Below are 17,861 nucleotides of genomic sequence, written 5' to 3'. Positions count from 1 at the left end.
CCACCCCCCGGCGCGGGCCACGCTTGCGTTCACTCACCTGAACGGACGTGGCGCCATGAAACGCATCACTGTGATCGACTCCCACACCGGCGGCGAACCGACCCGATTGGTCACCGCCGGTTTCCCTGACCTGGGCCAGGGCAGCATGGCCGAGCGCAGGCAGCGCCTGGCCGAACAGCATGATGCCTGGCGCACCGCGTGCGTGCTGGAACCCAGGGGCAGCGATGTGCTGGTGGGCGCCCTGCTGTGTGAACCGGTGGACCCGACGGCCTGTGCCGGAGTGATCTTTTTCAACAACAGCGGCTACCTGGGCATGTGCGGCCACGGCACTATCGGCCTGGTGGTGTCATTGGCGCACCTGGGCCGGATCGGCCCCGGCGTGCATAACATCGAGACCCCGGTGGGCAAGGTGCAGGCCACTCTGCACGAAGATCGTTCGGTCAGCGTGCGCAACGTGCCGGCCTACCGTTATCGCCAGGCGTTGCGCCTGGAAGTGCCCGGCATCGGTCCGGTGGTGGGCGACGTGGCCTGGGGCGGCAATTGGTTTTTCCTGATCGCCGACCACGGCCAGCGGGTGGCGGGCGACAATCTCGATGCCTTGACCGCCTACACGTTCGCGGTCCAGCAGGCTCTTGAACAGCAGGGCTTTCGGGGCGAGGACGGCGGGCTGATCGATCACATCGAACTGTTCGCCGATGATCCCGATGCCGACAGTCGCAACTTCGTGCTCTGCCCCGGCAAGGCCTATGACCGCTCCCCTTGCGGCACCGGCACTAGCGCCAAACTGGCGTGCCTGGCCGCCGACGGCAAGTTGCAACCGGGACAGATCTGGCGTCAGGCCAGTGTCATCGGCAGTGAATTCGAAGGCTCGTACGAGCGTTCAGGTGAGCGCATCGTCCCGACCATCCGCGGCCGCGCCTACATCAGCGCGGAAACTACGTTGATCATCGATCCGGACGACCCGTTCGCCTGGGGCATTCGCCCGTGAGCGAGGGGCCTGTCGCCGATGTCATCGTCATTGGCGCCGGCATCATCGGCGCGGCCTGTGCCCGGAGCTTGGCCCTGCGTGGCTTGCGGGTGCTGGTGCTCGACGCCGGCTGGCACGGCGCCACGGCGGCCGGCATGGGGCATCTGCTGGTCCTCGACGACAACCCGGCGGAGCTGGCCCTGAGCCGATATTCCCTGCGGCGATGGCGCGAGTTGGCCCCCGCCTTGCCTGAGGGCTGCTCCTGGCGCAATAACGGCACGCTGTGGCTGGCCGCCAACGCCGAAGAGATGGCCGTGGCCCACGACAAGTACCTGAATCTGATGGCCCACGGCGAAGCCTGCGAACTGCTTGGCCAGGCCGCTTTGCAGCAACGCGAACCGGAACTGCGGACGGGACTGGAAGGCGGTCTGCTGATCAAGGGCGACGGCATTCTCTACGCGCCCGCCGCCGCCCGCTGGATGCTCGATCACGACAACATTCGCCAGCAGCGTGCCGAGGTCAGCGAAGTGGACGGCCACCGCGTGCGTCTCACCGGGGGTCACTGGCTGAGCGCCGAAGCGGTGGTGCTCGCCAACGGCATCCAGGCCACCGACTTGTGTCCGGAGCTGCCGATCGAACCCAAGAAAGGCCACCTGTTGATTACCGATCGCTACCCCGCCACTGTCACCCACACCCTGGTCGAACTGGGTTATGTCACCAGCGCCCACAACGCCAGCGGGCCATCGGTGGCCTGTAACATCCAGCCGCGCCCGACCGGACAACTGTTCATTGGCGCGTCTCGGCAATTTGGCAACATCGATCCGCAGGTCGAGGGCTGGATGCTGGCGAAAATGCTCAAGCGCGCCGTCGATTACATGCCTGGCCTGGCGCATCTCAACGGCATCCGCGCCTGGACCGGTTTTCGCGCGGCGAGCCCCGACGGCCTGCCGCTGGTGGGCCAGCATCCGCAACGCAAGGGCTTGTGGCTGGCGGTGGGTCACGAAGGACTCGGCGTCACCACCGCGCCGGCGACGGCCGACCTGCTGGTCGCGCAACTGTTCAACGAAACCGCGCCGCTGGCCGCACAACCTTATCTGCCGCAACGTTTCCTGGGAGAACCTGCCCATGCTTGAACTCTGCATTGATGGACGCAAACTCTCGATCGCTGAAGACTCCACCGTCGCCGCGGCTTTGGCCCTGGGCTCCGACGGCTGCAGCCGAACCTCGGTGACTGGCCAGCGACGCGCGCCCTTGTGCGGCATGGGCATCTGCCAGGAATGCCGGGTGCTGATCGACAGTCGTCGGCGCCTGGCCTGCCAGACGCTGTGCCGTGATGGCATGCAAGTGGACACCCGCGCATGAATGAATCCACTGACATTCTGATCATCGGTGCCGGCCCTGCCGGAATGGCGGCGGCGCTGGCGGCGTCCGGCAGCGGCGCGCGCATTGTGCTGCTCGACGACAACCCGGTCCCCGGCGGACAGATCTGGCGCGACGGCCCCCAGGCCAACCTGCCCAAGCAGGCACGGCGCTTGCGGGAACGTGTGCGCGCTTGCACCAATGTGTCCTGGCGCATGGGCGCCCGAGTGATCGCCAGCGCCGCCGATAAAACCCTGCTGGTAGAAGACGCCGAGCAGGGTTGGCTGATCGCTTATGACCGCTTGATCCTGTGCACCGGAGCCCGTGAACTGCTGCTGCCCTTCCCTGGCTGGACGCTGCCCGGTGTCACCGGCGCCGGCGGCCTGCAGGCGTTGATCAAGGGCGGCCTGCCGGTGCGTGGCGAACGTTTGGTGGTCGCCGGCAGCGGGCCGCTGCTACTTGCCAGTGCGGCCACGGCGAAACATCACGGGGCGCAACTGCTGCGAATCGCCGAGCAAGCCAACCGCGCCGCCGTGGCGGGTTTCGCCGCGAGCTTGCCGCGCTGGCCGGGCAAATTGTTGCAGGCGTTCAGCCTGTTTGATGCGCACTACCGCACCGGCACCCATGTGTTGGAGGCATTGGGGAAGGACAGACTCGAAGGCGTGCGGCTGCTGCAACACGGCAAAACCGTTGAACTGGCCTGCGACCGGTTGGCCTGTGGCTTCGGCCTTATTCCCAATACCCAGCTGGGCCAGGCTTTAGGCTGTGGCCTCGATGGACAAGCGCTTGCGGTCGATGCCCGGCAAGCCACCACTCGCGTTGATCATTACGCCGCAGGTGAATGCACCGGTTTCGGCGGCAGCGAACTGGCCCTGGTGGAAGGCGCCATCGCTGGCCACGCCGCTGTCGGCGATACCCCGGCCGCCGAGCGTCTGTGGCCTGGTCGTGCACGCTGGCAAGGTTTTGCCCGGGCCTTGAACACTGCCTTTGCCCTTGATGCCCATTTGAAGAACCTGCCCCAACGCGACACCTTGGTCTGCCGTTGTGAAGACGTGGCCTATGGTGAGCTGAGCGATTTTGAGAACTGGCGTGAGGCAAAACTGGCGAGTCGTTGCGGCATGGGGGCGTGTCAGGGCCGGGTCTGTGGCGCGGCGCTGGAGCATCTGCTTGGCTGGACGCCGCCTGCTCCTCGCCCGCCTTTCAGTCCGGCGCGGATTGAAACGTTGCTGAGGTTGGAGGATCTCCCGTTCAATTGAGAACGGCCCTGTGCTTGAAAAAAAGAATTCCACGCCCGTGCCAAGGTCTGTAGAGCATCAACGGCAAGAGGAAGAAATGCGTGGATTATCTGGGATGGGTCCAATGGCCCGCGATGGCGGTAACGGTATTGGCCGCGTGGCTGATCGGCTCACGCCAACCCCGCCGGCGGGTCGCTGGGTTCAGTTGTTTTATCGTCAGTAACATTCTCTGGGTCGTGTGGGGTCTGCACACCGATGCCTATGCGCTGATCGTCCTGCAGTTCTGCCTGTGTGCGATGAACCTGCGGGGCTTCAAGAAAAATACCCAGTAGCTGCGCAAGTCGCTTTGCTGGCGAGGGAGCTTGCTCGCGCTGGGTTGCGCAGCGACCCCAAGACGGTTTATTTCATCGTCTGCCCAATCACCTGCACCAGATCAATCTGCTTGAACGGCTTGGTCAGCCGTGGCAACTGCGTGGCGAAGCCTTCCAGGCGCTCGGCGTAGCCAGTCGCCAGGATGATCGGCAGCGTCGGCTGACGGTCGCGCAGCAGTTTCGCCAACTGCGCACCGTCCATCTGGGGCATGGCCATGTCGGTGATCACCAGGTCGATATCCGGGTTGCGCTCATACAACTCCAGCGCCTGGGGGCCCGACAAAGCGCAAAGCACCCGGTGGCCCAGGTCTTCGATCAGCAAGCGGGTGCTGGTCATCACCAGGCTGTCATCGTCGACCACCAATACCAGCAGCGCGTGGACAGGTGGCGTAGCTGTCTCTACTGCGGGCGGCTTGTCCGTGGTCGACTCATCAGCCACCGGCAACCACAGCTCGGCGGTGGTACCTACGCCTTTTTCGCTCTTGAGGATCAGTCGTCCGCCCAGTTGCTCGGCCAGACCATGCACCATGGACAATCCCAGGCCGGTGCCCTTGCCCACGCCCTTGGTAGTGAAAAAAGGATCCACGGCCGAGGCCAGCGTCATCTCGTCCATGCCATCGCCTTCGTCGTTGAGCGACAGGCAAATGTATCGCTCGTTGCCCAACGGCCTTCCTGGACCACCGGCCTGGCTACCCAGCCGCTCCTGCGCCTCGATCAAGATCCTGCCGCCCTGGGGCATGGCATCCCGGGCATTGGTCGCCAGGTTGAGGATCGCCAGTTCGAGCTGGTTGACGTCGGCCAGCACCGGCGACAACGCCTCGGCAAATCGGGTCTGGATATGAATCGACGGGCCCATCGAGCTTTGCAGCAGGCCGCTGATGCCTTGCACCAGCGTCGCCAGCTCCACTGGTTCGGAGCTGAGCTTCTGCCGACGGGCGAACGCCAGCATGCGCTGGGTCAAGGAAACACCGCGAAGCGCCCCCTGGACGGCGTTGTCCAGCAGTTGGGTGAGTTTTGGTTCGCTGGGCATGCGCTTGCGCATGATTTCCAGATTGCCGAGGATCACTGTCAGCAGATTGTTGAAATCGTGGGCGATGCCGCCGGTGAGCTGGCCGATCGCTTGCAGTTTCTGCGCTTGAAACAGTGCCTCGCGAGCCTGCTCCAAGGCCTGTTGCGCCTGCGTGGCATCGGTAATGTCGCGGGTGATCTTGGCAAAGCCCAGGAGTGTGCCGGTATCGCTGCGAATCGCATCGATAACCACATGAGCCATGAAGCGCGTGCCATCCCTGCGCACGCGCCAACCCTTCTTTTCAAAACGGCCGACGCTGGCGGCGATGCTCAGGGCCCGCTGCGGCTCCCCGGCCTCCCGGTCTTCGGGAGTGTAGAACATCGAGAAGTGCTGGCCGATCGCTTGGGCCGGCAGGTAGCCCTTGATCCGCTGCGCACCTTGGTTCCAGTTGGTCACCTGCCCGTCCGGATCAAGCATGTAGATGGCGTAGTCGGTGACGCTTTGCACCAGCAGGCGGAACTGTTGCTCGCTCTGCTTGAGGGTTTCCTCGGCCATCTTGCGATCGGTCAGGTCCCGGGTGATCTTGGCGAAACCGAGCAGTTCGCCGCTCTGGCTGTCGATGATCGGGTCGATGACCACATGGGACCAGAACAGCGTGCCGTCCTTGCGCACCCGCCAGCCTTCGCCTTCGAAACGCCCCTCGCGCACGGCCGTATCGAGGGCCAGTTGCGGCAGCCCGGCGGCACGGTCCTGATCGGTGTAGAACCGGGAAAAGTGCAGGCCGAGGATCTCGGATTCCTCGTAGCCCTTGAAGCGTCGAGCGCCAGAGTTCCAGCTGGTGATGATGCCGGACGGGTCGGTCATGTAAATGGCGTAGTCGACCACGGCATCGATAAGCAGCCGAAAGCGCTGTTCTTCGTTGATGCGGGTAGTCTTTGGGTTGTTCTCAAGCATGTTGGCCGAGGGATCAGAGGGATTTGTGCGGAGTATGGAACAACTGCAGCCCGAGTAAAAACCTGATTTATGTGGGGCTATGCAGCCCCTTGTGGGAGCGAGCCTGCTCGCGAAGCGGTTGAGCCAGCCTGCGAAGGTGCAAGAGGGTCCGACGCCTTCGCGAGCAGGCTCGCTCCCACAGCTGGAGTATCCTGTTCCTGCCTGACGGTCCACCACTGCGGCAATAATCGCTGCACCTTGGCCTCGCCAAAGCGGTCGTCGATCAGCATCACCACGCCGCGATCCTGCTGGGTGCGGATGACCCGGCCAGCGGCCTGCACGACTTTTTGCAGGCCGGGATACAGGTAGGTGTAGTCATAGCCGTCGCCAAAGATCGTCGCCATGCGCTGCTTGATCTGTTCATTGACCGGGTTGAACTGCGCCAGCCCGAGGGTGGCGATGAACGCTCCGATCAGCCGCGAGCCTGGCAGGTCGATGCCCTCGCCGAACGCGCCGCCCAGCACCGCGAAGCCAATGCCCTGGCTGTGCTCCATGAAGCGTTCGAGGAACGCCTGCCGCGGCGCCTCGCCCATGCCGCGCGATTGCGTCCAGGTCGCAATGTGCGGATGTCGCTCGGCCAACAATCCGGCCACCTGTTGCAAGTAATCGAAGCTGCTGAAGAACGCCAGGTAGTTGCCGGGACGCTCGGCGAACTGGCGAGCCATCAGCGCGACGATCGGTTCAAGGGAGCCCTGGCGATGGGCGAAGCGGGTGGAGATCCGGCTGACCACCTGGACATCCAGCTGTTCGGCCTGGAACGGCGACTCGACATCGATCCACACCGTGTCCGCGGGTGTCCCCAGCAAATCGGCGTAATAGCGCCGCGGGCTCAGCGTCGCGGAGAACAGTACGCTGCTGCGCGACGCCGTGAACCTGGGTCGCAGGAAACCGGCCGGCACCACGTTGCGCAGGCACAGCGTCGACAGGCTGCGCTGGCGGCTGGATTCGCGCTTGTGAATATCGAACAGGAAATGCTCATCAAATGCCTCCGCCACGCGACCGAACTGCAACGCATCGAAATAAAACGCTTGCAGCTGACTGTCCAGCCCTTGGGGATGGTCATTGAGGTAATCGCCGATGGCGCTGGTGCACGTTCCCAGTGCCTGAAGCAGTTTCTCCGGTGGTTTTTCATACGCCTGGTAGGCGGCAATTTGCGGCTCGTGCAAGGCGTTCCACTGACGGCTGACCTTGCGCAACGCTTTCTTCAAAGGCTCCGGCGCCGTTTTCAGCACCGTCGCCAGCGCAAGCTGGTCCAGGCTCGCGCTGTACATCTGGCGCCCTCGCTCCACCAGGTTGTGGGCTTCGTCCACCAGGGTCGCAACGGTCCAGCCATTGGCCTGGGCGAGGCCGAAGAGCAAGGCGCTGAAATCGAAGTAGTAGTTGTAGTCCGCCACCACCACGTCGGCCCAACGGGCCATTTCCTGGCTCAGGTAGTACGGACAGACTTCGTGGCTCAGGGCGATGTCGCGCAACGCCGCCTGGTCCAGCAGCGTGACCTGGCTCGCCGCTGCCCGGGCCTGCGGCAGGCGATCATAAAACCCCCGGGCCAGCGGGCATGATTCGCCGTGGCAGGCTTTGTCCGGATGCTCGCAAGCCTTGTCCCGCGCGATCATTTCCAATACCCGCAGCGGCATCGCCGGGGCGTTGTTGGTGATCAGCCGGGCCGCATCCAGGGCCAGTCTGCGTCCGGGGGTTTTTGCCGTGAGAAAGAACACCTTGTCCAGACGCTGCGGCGCCAAGGCCTTGAACATGGGGAACAAGGTGCCGACGGTCTTGCCGATGCCGGTGGGCGCCTGGGCCATCAGGCAGCGCCCGGTGCTGACCGCCTTGAATACCGATTCAGCCAGGTGACGTTGCCCCGGCCGAAAGCCGGCGTGGGGAAACGTCAGCGCCTGGGCGCCCAGGTTACGCGCCTGGCGATGGCGCATTTCCTGTTCGGCCCACGCCAGGAACCGTGCGCACTGCTGCTCGAAGAACGCCTGGAGCTGCGAGGCTTCGCAGCTTTGGGCCAGGCAGGTCTCCTTTTCACTGACGATGTTGAAATAGACCAAGGCAACGTCAATGCGCGGCAACTGCAACTTGTCGCACAGCAGCCAGCCATAGATTTTCGCCTGGGCCCAATGCAACTGGCGGTGGTTGTCCGGTTGCTTGCTCAGGTCGCCCCGATAGGTCTTCACTTCCTCCAGGCGATTGCGGGCCGGGTCGTAGCCGTCGGCCCGCCCCTTGACCTTCAACGTCTGATAGACGCCTTCCAGGCTGACTTCGGCCTGATAGCCCTCCTGGCGCCGCGATGCCACGGTACGGTGGCCGACGATACCTTCCAGGGCGGTGGGTGACGGCGTGAAACGCAAGTCGAGATCGCCAACCTTCGCGGTGAACTCGCATAACGCCCGCACGGCAATGCTGTAGCCCGGCATCTCGGTCACGCGCCCTGCTCCGCCCATTGCACATAACAGACGGCGACGGGCATCCGGTGTTCGTGGCAGAACTCCAGCCAGCGCAGTTGGTTATCCTGCAGGCGATCGCCGGGGCCTTTGACTTCGATCATGCGGTAGGTCTTGTGCTGCGGCCAGAACTGGATCAGGTCGGGCATGCCGGCGCGGTTGGCCTTGATGTCCAGCAGCAGACGGCCGAACCAGTGCTTGAGGTGTTCGGCCGGCAGACAGTCAAGCGCCTGGTCCAGCAGGTCTTCGGACAGTGCGCCCCAGAACACGAACGGTGACTGCACGCCCCATTTTTCCGCGTAACGTTGACGGATGGTCTGCCGATAGCGCCCGTCGTCCAGCTCGGCGAAACAGGCCGCGAACAGTTCGGCGCGACGGTCATGGAAATCTTCGTTCAGCAGGTCCACCGGCCCGCGCTGGAACGGGTGGAAAAAAGCCCCCGGCAGCGGCGCGAAAATCGCCGGCCAGCACAACAGGCCGAACAGCGAATTGACCAGGCTGTTTTCGACGTAATGCACCGGGGCGGCTTCGTCATGCAGATGAGCCTGGACGTAATATTCCACCGACAACGTCGGGTCGACACGCGGCAGATGCAAGTCCAGTCGTTCGACCTCCCTGGCCACGGCGCGGGCCACCGGCGGCCCGCCCAGTTTGCGCCGCAGTCGGGGCACGATCCGGAGCAAGGCCTGGCGCTCGGCAGCGCTTTGGGGCGACTGGGCCGCGGCTTCAGCCAGTTCGAGGGCCAGGGCATATTCGCCGATGCGCTCCAGCACGCGGATCATTCGCAGTCGCGCGCCGGGGTAGGTACAACCGCGATAAAGACTCAGGGCCTGGGCAAAATCACCGATGCGTTCGCAATGCTGGCCGATCTGGAACAACAGCTTGCCCCGGCGCCGCTCAAGCCAGGGATTGCCCAGCTCCAGGGCATTGACCCGGGCGATGATCGGTTCGAGCGGTTCGCCGGCGTCGAAGCGTTGCTGGCATTCATGCAGGAAGACACAGGCATCGATGTCCTCGCGGCTGCGCAGCCCCCGGGACTCGGCGCTGAACTCAACGGCTTCATAGACAAAGATACCCAGGTCCGCCAGCACGAACTCCGACCAGTCCTGATAGAGATTGCCGAAGAACATCAACCGCAAACGGTCGCACAGCCCCATCACCGTGAGGCTGTACAGCCGCTCTTCGAGTTGCGGGCACCAGGCGCGAAACGGCTGCGGCTGGCCGTCCTGATTACTCAGCGCCTGCAGCCATTCGGATTTGCGTGCCTTGGGTTGCTCGATCAGATGCCCCAGGCACAGAAGTACTTCCGGCTTGAGCAGCACCTCGAACAGTTCGACAAGGCTCAGGCACGCCTGCTCTTCGACCCAGCCCAGCGCCAACAACGGCGCCACGGCGTCGGCGATATCGCCAATTTCCGCGTAGCGCAGTTTGGTGTGACGAAAGTGCAGGCCCTTGCGCATCACCATCCGCACCAGCAAGCCTTGGGCCGGACGCGGCAAAGCGATGAAATCATCGATAAACCGCTGCTCTTCGACACTCAATACGTCGGCATAGCGTTGCGTCAACCAGGCGAGGACCCGCTGGAAGTTGTTCAGGTAATAAAAGGGGTCGTCAAGGGGATTGGCTGTCACGAAAAAAAAGCGCCACGCATGCTGAAATACTGGTTATGCGTACAGATATCAGCTACTCGCCGCGCAGGCAACTGCAAAAGATGAGCGGTCGCCTATATTTAAAGGAGAAATCCTTCCCTGTGCGATGAACTTTCCTACAACAAGCGAGACCAATGGCGGTTGACTCAGTGATGGCCCGGTCGAATCAGCCGGGCTGCGTCCTTTCGAAAGAGGTTATGGATATGAACATCAGGTTTCTCGGCCTGCCCTTGGTCGTCACCGCGCTGCTGGCGCTGGCCGGCTGCGCCTCGCCGACCGTGGTGACCTTGCAGAACGGTACCCAGTATTTGACCGAGGACACGCCGAACACCCGCACCGCCGATGGCTTCTACGAATTCGAAGACATTTCTGGCCGCAAAGTCCGGGTCCGCGCCGATGAAGTGGCGACGATTCGCAAGGAAGACTGAACCGTTTCCTCCAGGCTTATTGCCCCCCGGGTTTTTTGCGCGCGTATTGATCCGCGCAAACCTCTCTCATGCAACCTCTTAACCAGCGATGCACCGGATCGGCATCCATACGCGGGTGCCAGAGCATCGCGATAGTGAACCCGGGCAGCGCAAACGGCAGCGCAAAACTGTGCATGCCGGCGCGCAAGCGGGTGGTGTAGCGCTCCGGCACGCTGGCGATGAGGTCGCTGGACCGGGCGAGCCCCAGCGCAGCGGAAAACCCCGGGACGCTGGTGATGATTTCACGGGACAGACCCAATGCCCCCAACGCCTGATCCATCGGTCCATGATCGAGGTCGTGCAGGGACACGCCGATGTGCGCGCCCATCGCATAGTCGGCAGCGCTCACCTCGATCTGGCTCAGCGGATGCCCTGGGCGAACCACGCCGATGAGGCGGTCTCGAAACAACGCCTGCGTGCGCAACTCCGGACGGGTGCGCTCATCCACCACGGCGGTTTCCAGATCCACACTGCCCTCGCGCAGCGCGGCGCTGTCCTTATCGGCCTTGTCGACGAAACACAGCCGAACCCCTGGCGCCTGTTCGCTGACTCGGGCAATCAGCTCCAGCGCGAAATTCTCCACGAAGCCTTGCCGGGTACGCAGCGTGAAGGTTCGGTTCACTCGACGCAGATCCGGCGCCTGCTCCGGGCGCAGCGCGGCCTGGGCGTCCTGAACCAGTTGACTGACCTGCTCGCGCAACGCCAGCGCGCGCGGAGTTGGCACCAGACCCCGCCCGGCCCGCACCAGCAACGGGTCGCCAGTGGCCTGGCGCAACCGCGCCAATGCCCGGCTCATGGCCGATGGACTGAGGCGCAGCCGCCGCGCCGCACCAGCCACGCTGCCTTCGGACAGCAGCACATCCAGGGTGAGGAGCAAATTCAAATCGGGTGCGGACATTGACGGGACTCGATCACAGATGGCGTTGTGTGCAGCTATAACATGCAACTGCTGCGTCTTCCGCCATGTTATGCCTCGGCGTACCGTTCTGACAGCTGCGCCGAAGGAGCCGCAGACAGAGAGGACACGATGAAACCCGTTACTGCAGATCACCTGTCAACAAATGCCGACAATCCACCGCAGCGCAAGGCACATGGGGCCCTGGCCAGCCTTGCACTGGCAACGCTGCTCGCATCCCTGGGCGCCAGCGTCGCCAGCGTCGGCCTGCCGGTGCTGGCCCAGGCATTCGATGCGTCCTTCCAACTGGTCCAGTGGGTGGTCCTCGCCTATCTGCTGGCGATCACCACGCTGATCGTCAGCCTCGGACGCTTGGGCGACTTGATCGGGCGCCGCAAGCTGCTGCTGGTGGGCATCGCGCTGTTCACGCTGGCTTCGGCCCTGTGTGGCCTGGCGCCGTCGTTGTGGCTGCTGATCGCTGCCAGGGCCCTGCAAGGCGTGGGCGCGGCCATCATGATGACGTTGACCCTGGCCCTTGTCGGCGAAACGGTCGACAAAGCCAGGACCGGCAGCGCCATGGGCCTGCTCGCCACGCTGTCAGCGGTCGGCACCGCCCTCGGGCCGTCCCTTGGCGGCGTATTGATCAGCGGATTTGGCTGGCAGGCGTTGTTTCTGGTCAACATTCCTCTCGGGTTACTGACGCTGTTGCTGGCCTGGCGTTTTTTGCCTGCCGGATATCCGGCGCAAAAGACCGGGCGCGTGGGTTTCGATGGGCTGGGCACGCTCCTGCTGGCTTTCACACTGGGCGCTTATGCCCTCGCCATGACACTCGGACGTGGGAGCTTTGGCGCACTGAATTTCGGCCTGTTGCTGGCGGCGGTCCTGAGCGGCGGATGGTTCGTCCGGACGCAGAAACGACTCGCGTCGCCGCTGATCCCGCTGCCGATGTTCCGCGACCGCCTGCTCGTCTCGAGCCTGGCTACAAGCGCGCTGGTAGCCGCGATCATGATGGCGACCCTGCTGGTTGGCCCGTTCTATCTCGCCATCGCCCTCGGGTTGCCTCCGACAACGGTGGGACTGGTGTTGGCGGCAGGGCCGTGTGTCGCCGCCCTCGCCGGCATGCCCGCTGGGCGGCTGGCGGACCGTTTCGGCGTGCGCCTCATGCGTCTTGTCGGGCTGACGACCCTGATGTTCGGCTGTCTGCTGCTGTCGCTGGTTCCTCCCGCCTTGGGCATAGCCGGTTATGCCGCGGCCATTGTAGTCACGACACTTGGCTATGCGATGTTCCAGACGGCCAACAATACATCGGTCATGGCCGAGCTCCCCGCCCATCAGCGGGGGGCCATTGCCGGCTTGCTCAACTTGTCGCGCAACCTGGGATTCCTTACTGGCGCATCGGCGCTCGGTGCAGTCTTCGCCAGCACTTTGCCGACGAACGGTATCGGCGCTACAACGCCCGGGACTGCGGCCCACGGCTTGCACGTCACCTTCGCCATTGCCCTTGCAATAGCGGGCCTGGCACTGCTGATTGCGCTGAAATACCGCGATCCAGAGGCGTCGTCCCAACGGCAATAAACCTCACGCAACCGATGATGTCATTCTGAACATTCCCGGTTAAGTCATGATCCAGATCAAAAAAACTGAACCAATCGCCAAACGGACTGAAAAAATCCACATCAGCTTCATTTTCCGGTGCTATTTTAATTCTCACTGGTAGGGCCATGATGGCTCTTCCTTCCTGACATGAGCAAACGGAAGCGCTTGATGAAGAAGGCGGGCTACAGATGAATAAAGGATCTTTCAGCAAGGTTACGTTCCCCAACGCCTGCCAATTGATGCGCTGGCATTTCCATCCCATGGGCTTCGAGGCCAGCATGGATGCGCCGGGCAGCATGGTTGCGCGGTTGTTCGACCGTGCCAGCGGCGAAACCATGATCGCGATTGCAGGCATCCCCTGCGCCACCGTGATGAACGCGCCCGATGTGGAGCGGATCATCGAAGCGGTGGAAGCCGAGCTTGAAGCCTTCGTACCGCCGGTTGGCTTGCGACGATTCGCTTCCTGAACAAAAAGCCCACGTTAACGTGGGCTTTTTTGTGATTATCGACTGTGACACGTATCAGCCGCGCGCACGGCGATGATCGACAAAGAATGGCTTGCCCGCCGCGACACGGTCCGAGGCTCTGGGCGCGTTGGCGGCTTGACTGTCCTGGCCGTCCACATACCAGTAGCAATGCTGCACCGCCCGCGTGATCCCCACGTATGCCAAGCGCAGAATTTCATCTTTTTGCGCCGTGTCGTACGGTTCGGTGTCGCCGTCCTGGCCCAGCCCGGCCATCCGGTAGACCTGGTTCTTGTACGGCGAACTGGTCAGATGCTGGCAGTCACCCAGCAGGAATACCGCATCCGCCTCAAGGCCTTTCGCGCTGTGATAAGTCATTTGCCTGAAGCGCCTCATTGGCACCGGCAAGCTAGAATCAACATTAACTATTGGCTGAATATGCTTTTCCAACAATGACTTGTCGCTACTTCTTCGATACAGCATCAAGATCGAATCACCCTTCCGGTAATGCTCATCAAGCCGCCGCGCCAACCCTTCGTCATCCCGATCCAGCACATTGACCGGACTTGGCGTTCGTGACACGCCGCTGGCCTTGGCTTTTTTGCCAGGCATGGCCGCCGCCGCGCGCACGACATGCTCGGCGGCGTCGATGATGTATTGATGGCTGCGGTAGTTTTCGGTGAGCATTACCCGCGTGCTGGCCGGGGACGGGAATTGCTTGTTGAAGGCCATGAAGAAACTTGGCGAACTGCCGCGCCAGCCATAGATCGATTGCCAGTCATCACCCACGCATAACAGCGAAGAACGCTGGGCGGCGCGCCCCACGTGCAGGGCGGTACCGCGCCTGCGCACTTCGCGCAGGCTCGCTCGGATCCAGGAAACGATCTGCGGCGACACATCCTGGAACTCGTCGATCATCAAGTGGGCCATCGGCCGCAACAGCGCGTCATCGAGCAGCTTGAGGTTTTCCTCTGAATGCTCGCTGAACAGCGCAAACATGCGGTTGTAGGTCATGACCGGCGGCGACTGGTCGAGCAGATGATCCTCGAAAGCGCGCCAGAAGCGGCTCAACGCTTCGAAGAAATACCGATCGGGATCGTCATGGGAGAAACTCATCTGGCCCACGGCATCAGGGACATCCAGGCCGAGATTCTCGATGAACCCTGCCGCCGCGACAAAACAGTCCAGCAAAGGGGCGGAGCCCAGCTCTCCCTTGACCTTGTAATCGAACCCCGGACCGGCACTGGCCTCCCCGGCCAACGAGGCCAATACGCGCCTGGACTCCTCATAACTATCTAGCCATATCAAAGGTTTACGGCAGAAAGCTTGAAACAGGGTCCGCTTTACAGCCCATTCCGCGCGCAGGCTCAGCTTGGCGCCGGGCCGGCTGAGCTGAGAATCCTCACGTGGATCGAAACCCAGCATTACCCAGGCGTCCAGCGACGGAACGTAACCGTGGCAATGAAACCTGGAACCATTGACTTCGAAGGCCTGGCGTTTCGGCTCGATCCCCTTGAGTGGCCAGGCGCCCGCCTTGAACCAGAGATCCTCGATCGCGTCGCACAGTGCTTCGTCGCGCTGGGCCGCCAGTTCAGTCACGGCTATCCGCTTCTGCACATCCGGGTGATCGCGCTCCAGCGTCTTGAGCTGCAAGGCGTGCCGGGAAAGCGGCTTGATCAGCTCGCGGAAACGCTCGTCACGCTTGTAGAGGCTGTGATAACAGGCGTTGAGGTGCTGGCGCTGGACCTCGTTGATGCGCAGGTCGAATGGGCTGGCCAAGGCGCCATCGTCACTTGGCCCGGCGCGAAGGCTCAGCGCCTCGAAGGCCTGGAGCCGTTCGAATCCAGGCAGGCTGCGCACCATGGGCAGGATTCGTGAGTGGAACGTGCGCACCAGCTCGCGTGCCTGCGCCAGGCTGATCGCATGCCCCCAAAGCGCAAACATGTCGATGAGCTTCTGCATGAAGTCCTTGCGCGATTCGCGGGTAAACGTGACCACGGTCATCGAATCCAGCTCGAACCCCAAGTAATGACAGAGCAGCACGATGCGCAGTACCAGCGTTGTGGACTTGCCTGCGCCTGCTCCCGCGACGACCGACGTCGCCGGGGTATCGCTGAAAATCATCTTCCACTGTGCGCTGCTGGGTTGCGCATGCGCCGGTAGCAGGCGCGCGACGTCGGCCTTGATGCGCTTCTTCAGTTCGGCGGTAAGCGGCAGGCGCCAGTCATCGAACAACAGATCGTCGACTTTGGGCCCCGGATGCTCGGTGCTGCGCGAATCCCTGATCAGCAGGACCTGACGCCCCTCTTCCAGGCCTTCGGCTTTGCCTTCCTTGAAACCATAATCAAAACCCGCGGTGTGCCCGCTACGAAAGCCATCGGCCTGGCCATGCAACCAGGACGCCCGATGCTGGGCGCGCAGGCGCGTCAGGCCATGACCAAAAAATCGCGCAGCCAGGCGCTTGAGCCAGGGCATCTGGGCCAGTGGCAGGAGTTCGGGAGGAAGATCGGGAGTGTGTTGCGACACGCTGAAGGACTCCGGTGTTCAGAACCATGAGGGCTATGGTGTCTGGATTTGCAGCCGGATTCCAGCCAAAAGCTTTGCCGTCAGCTATTTAGGCGATGAAATGAAAGTGACATGGCAGGTTGGCATTGCGCTATTTCAGGGGACTAGGCCCTTCGCCAGCAGGCTCGCTCCCACGTCAGATTACCTGTGGGAGCGAGCCTGCTCGCGAAAAGGACTCGATCACTGCCCGGAAATTGCGCCATCCACGAGCGCCTGGGCCTCGACCACCAGCTGTTTCAGGTGCTCGTCGCCAATAAAGCTTTCGGCGTAGATCTTGTAGATGTCCTCGGTGCCGGACGGACGCGCGGCAAACCAGCCATTTTCGGTCATGACTTTCAGGCCGCCGATGGCCTGGTCGTTACCCGGGGCGTGGCTGAGGATGCTCTGGATCGTTTCGCCCGCCAGCTCAGTGGACTGGACCTGATCCGGCGACAGCTTGCTCAGCAGCGCTTTCTGCTGCGGGCTGGCCTTGGCATCGACACGTACCGAGAACGGCTCGCCCAGCTCGTCCGTCAGGGCGCGATAGGCCTGGCTTGGGTCGAGACCGGTGCGAGCCGTCATTTCAGCGGCCAACAAGGCCGGGATCAGCCCATCCTTGTCGGTGCTCCATACGCCGCCATCCTTGCGCAGGAACGAGGCACCGGCGCTTTCTTCGCCGCCAAAGCCAAGGGAACCATCGAACAGGCCGTCGGCGAACCACTTGAAGCCCACCGGCACCTCATAGAGGCGGCGGCCCAGGCGCTTGGCCACGCGGTCGATCAAGCCGCTGCTGACCACGGTCTTGCCGACCGCCGCATCGGCACGCCATTGCGGCCGATTCTGGAACAGGTAATCGATGGAGACCGCCAGGTAATTGTTCGGCGCCAGCAAGCCGCCACTCGGCGTCACGATGCCGTGGCGGTCATGATCCGGGTCGCAGGCGAAGGCCACGTCGAAGCGCTCCTTCAAACCGATCAACCCTTGCATGGCGTGGCTGGAGGACGGGTCCATGCGGATCTGCCCGTCCCAATCGACCGTCATGAAGCGGAAGGTGGAATCCACCTGGGTGTTGACCACTTCCAGGTCCAGTCGATAGTGCTCGGCGATGGCGGGCCAGTAGCGCACGCCAGCGCCGCCCAGCGGGTCTACGCCCAGGCGCAGCCCTGCACCACGGATCGCATCGAAATCGATGACGTTGCCGAGGTCTGCCACGTAGGTATTGAGGTAATCGTGACGGTGAGTGGTGTCGGCCTTGAGCGCCTGTTCGTAGCTGATGCGCTTGACGCCAACCAACTGGTTGGCCAGCAGCTCGTTGGCCTTGGCTTCAATCCATTTGGTGATATGGGTATCGGCCGGACCGCCATTGGTGGGGTTGTATTTGTAGCCGCCACTTTGCGGCGGATTGTGCGACGGCGTAATGACGATGCCGTCAGCCAGCCCAGTGGTACGGCCACGGTTGTAGCACAGGATGGCGTGGGAAATCGCTGGCGTCGGGGTGTACTCGTCACCCTCGGCGATCATCACGGTCACGCCATTGGCGGCCAGCACTTCCAACGCGCTGGCTCCCGCCGGAGTCGACAGTGCATGAGTGTCGATACCGACAAACAGCGGTCCGTCGATGCCCTGGGCTTCACGGTACAGGCAGATCGCCTGACTGATGGCCAGTACGTGCCATTCGTTGAACCCCAGATCGAACGAACTGCCACGGTGCCCGGAAGTGCCGAACGCGACGCGCTGGGTCGCAATCGAGGCGTCGGGCCGGCCGGTGTAATACGCCGTCACCAGTCGCGGGATATCGATCAACAACTCTGCCGGCGCCGGCTTGCCCGCAAATGGACTGACTGTCATGCAAAACCTCGGAATGGAGT

General features: G+C 62.9%; 14 protein-coding genes. 8 read left to right on the top strand and 6 right to left on the bottom strand.

The window, feature by feature from the left end; translation table 11 throughout:
- The first annotated feature begins 55 nt into the window (after window positions 1-55).
- The 5 genes from J3P84_RS12940 to J3P84_RS12920 all read left to right on the top strand — a co-directional run bounded on the left by J3P84_RS12940 (window position 56) and on the right by J3P84_RS12920 (window position 3,893).
- Window positions 56-988 carry a 4-hydroxyproline epimerase gene (locus tag J3P84_RS12940; RefSeq protein ID WP_434630755.1) on the top strand — a complete coding sequence of 311 codons (933 nt, stop codon included), beginning with the start codon at window positions 56-58 and terminating at the stop codon, window positions 986-988.
- On the top strand, window positions 985-2,100 hold the full coding sequence (locus tag J3P84_RS12935; RefSeq protein WP_434630752.1) for an NAD(P)/FAD-dependent oxidoreductase: 1,116 nt from the start codon (window positions 985-987) through the stop codon (window positions 2,098-2,100). Before J3P84_RS12940 ends, J3P84_RS12935 begins: the two co-directional genes overlap by 4 nt.
- A complete protein-coding gene (locus J3P84_RS12930) occupies window positions 2,093-2,329 on the top strand; it encodes a 2Fe-2S iron-sulfur cluster-binding protein (RefSeq protein WP_434630750.1) in 237 nt (78 codons plus the stop codon). Before J3P84_RS12935 ends, J3P84_RS12930 begins: the two co-directional genes overlap by 8 nt.
- Entirely contained in the window at window positions 2,326-3,582 is a 1,257-nt protein-coding gene (locus J3P84_RS12925; protein WP_434630747.1) for an FAD-dependent oxidoreductase, read from the top strand. Before J3P84_RS12930 ends, J3P84_RS12925 begins: the two co-directional genes overlap by 4 nt.
- An 80-nt stretch (window positions 3,583-3,662) precedes the next feature.
- The gene (locus J3P84_RS12920) at window positions 3,663-3,893 is read left to right on the top strand and encodes a hypothetical protein (RefSeq protein WP_305500811.1); all 231 of its coding nucleotides are present in this window, start codon (window positions 3,663-3,665) and stop codon (window positions 3,891-3,893) included.
- Between the two features lie 67 nt (window positions 3,894-3,960).
- On the opposite strand, the gene J3P84_RS12915 is transcribed toward J3P84_RS12920, so the two are convergent.
- From J3P84_RS12915 to J3P84_RS12905, 3 genes are all read right to left on the bottom strand, one after another.
- Window positions 3,961-5,895: a PAS domain S-box protein gene (locus J3P84_RS12915; RefSeq protein WP_434630744.1), complete on the bottom strand. Its 1,935-nt coding sequence runs from the start codon at window positions 5,893-5,895 to the stop codon at window positions 3,961-3,963.
- A 77-nt stretch (window positions 5,896-5,972) separates the two neighbouring features.
- Window positions 5,973-8,351, bottom strand: coding sequence for an ATP-dependent DNA helicase (locus J3P84_RS12910; RefSeq protein ID WP_434631291.1), 2,379 nt, complete (start codon window positions 8,349-8,351; stop codon window positions 5,973-5,975).
- Window positions 8,352-8,356: 5 nt separating this feature from the next.
- A complete protein-coding gene (locus tag J3P84_RS12905) occupies window positions 8,357-10,009 on the bottom strand; it encodes a VRR-NUC domain-containing protein (protein WP_434630741.1) in 1,653 nt (550 codons plus the stop codon).
- Window positions 10,010-10,230: 221 nt separating this feature from the next.
- On the opposite strand from J3P84_RS12905, the gene J3P84_RS12900 reads away from it, so the two are divergent.
- Entirely contained in the window at window positions 10,231-10,455 is a 225-nt protein-coding gene (locus J3P84_RS12900) for a YgdI/YgdR family lipoprotein (RefSeq protein WP_434573973.1), read from the top strand.
- A 16-nt stretch (window positions 10,456-10,471) separates the two neighbouring features.
- Here the strand turns inward: J3P84_RS12900 and J3P84_RS12895 are convergent, their stop codons facing one another.
- Window positions 10,472-11,392, bottom strand: coding sequence for a LysR family transcriptional regulator (locus J3P84_RS12895; RefSeq protein WP_434630738.1), 921 nt, complete (start codon window positions 11,390-11,392; stop codon window positions 10,472-10,474).
- Between the two features lie 129 nt (window positions 11,393-11,521).
- Between J3P84_RS12895 and J3P84_RS12890 the strand changes: the two genes are divergently transcribed.
- Both J3P84_RS12890 and J3P84_RS12885 read left to right on the top strand, forming a co-directional pair.
- Window positions 11,522-12,964 carry an MFS transporter gene (locus J3P84_RS12890; protein ID WP_434630735.1) on the top strand — a complete coding sequence of 481 codons (1,443 nt, stop codon included), beginning with the start codon at window positions 11,522-11,524 and terminating at the stop codon, window positions 12,962-12,964.
- A gap of 209 nt (window positions 12,965-13,173) precedes the next feature.
- On the top strand, window positions 13,174-13,452 hold the full coding sequence (locus tag J3P84_RS12885; protein WP_003201764.1) for a DUF1652 domain-containing protein: 279 nt from the start codon (window positions 13,174-13,176) through the stop codon (window positions 13,450-13,452).
- A gap of 54 nt (window positions 13,453-13,506) precedes the next feature.
- Here J3P84_RS12885 and J3P84_RS12880 read toward each other — a convergent pair whose 3' ends face one another.
- The gene (locus tag J3P84_RS12880; protein ID WP_434630732.1) at window positions 13,507-15,975 is read right to left on the bottom strand and encodes a UvrD-helicase domain-containing protein; all 2,469 of its coding nucleotides are present in this window, start codon (window positions 15,973-15,975) and stop codon (window positions 13,507-13,509) included.
- Window positions 15,976-16,194: 219 nt separating this feature from the next.
- A complete protein-coding gene (gene pgm / locus J3P84_RS12875; protein ID WP_434630730.1) occupies window positions 16,195-17,841 on the bottom strand; it encodes a phosphoglucomutase (alpha-D-glucose-1,6-bisphosphate-dependent) in 1,647 nt (548 codons plus the stop codon).
- Window positions 17,842-17,861: the final 20 nt, after the last annotated feature.

It is taken from the genome of Pseudomonas sp. Z1-29 (genome assembly GCF_051131995.1).
Classification (GTDB): Bacteria; Pseudomonadota; Gammaproteobacteria; order Pseudomonadales; family Pseudomonadaceae; genus Aquipseudomonas.
This window is presented reverse-complemented; position numbering and strand designations above follow the sequence as displayed.

Coding starts and splice junctions, on each gene's coding strand:
- J3P84_RS12910 (WP_434631291.1), bottom strand. CDS start 8,351: ATGCCGGGCTACAGCATTGCCGTGCGGGCGTTATGCGAGTTCACCGCG.
- J3P84_RS12895 (WP_434630738.1), bottom strand. CDS start 11,392: ATGTCCGCACCCGATTTGAATTTGCTCCTCACCCTGGATGTGCTGCTG.
- J3P84_RS12940 (WP_434630755.1), top strand. CDS start 56: ATGAAACGCATCACTGTGATCGACTCCCACACCGGCGGCGAACCGACC.
- J3P84_RS12890 (WP_434630735.1), top strand. CDS start 11,522: ATGAAACCCGTTACTGCAGATCACCTGTCAACAAATGCCGACAATCCA.
- pgm (WP_434630730.1), bottom strand. CDS start 17,841: ATGACAGTCAGTCCATTTGCGGGCAAGCCGGCGCCGGCAGAGTTGTTG.
- J3P84_RS12915 (WP_434630744.1), bottom strand. CDS start 5,895: ATGCTTGAGAACAACCCAAAGACTACCCGCATCAACGAAGAACAGCGC.
- J3P84_RS12925 (WP_434630747.1), top strand. CDS start 2,326: ATGAATGAATCCACTGACATTCTGATCATCGGTGCCGGCCCTGCCGGA.
- J3P84_RS12930 (WP_434630750.1), top strand. CDS start 2,093: ATGCTTGAACTCTGCATTGATGGACGCAAACTCTCGATCGCTGAAGAC.
- J3P84_RS12900 (WP_434573973.1), top strand. CDS start 10,231: ATGAACATCAGGTTTCTCGGCCTGCCCTTGGTCGTCACCGCGCTGCTG.
- J3P84_RS12885 (WP_003201764.1), top strand. CDS start 13,174: ATGAATAAAGGATCTTTCAGCAAGGTTACGTTCCCCAACGCCTGCCAA.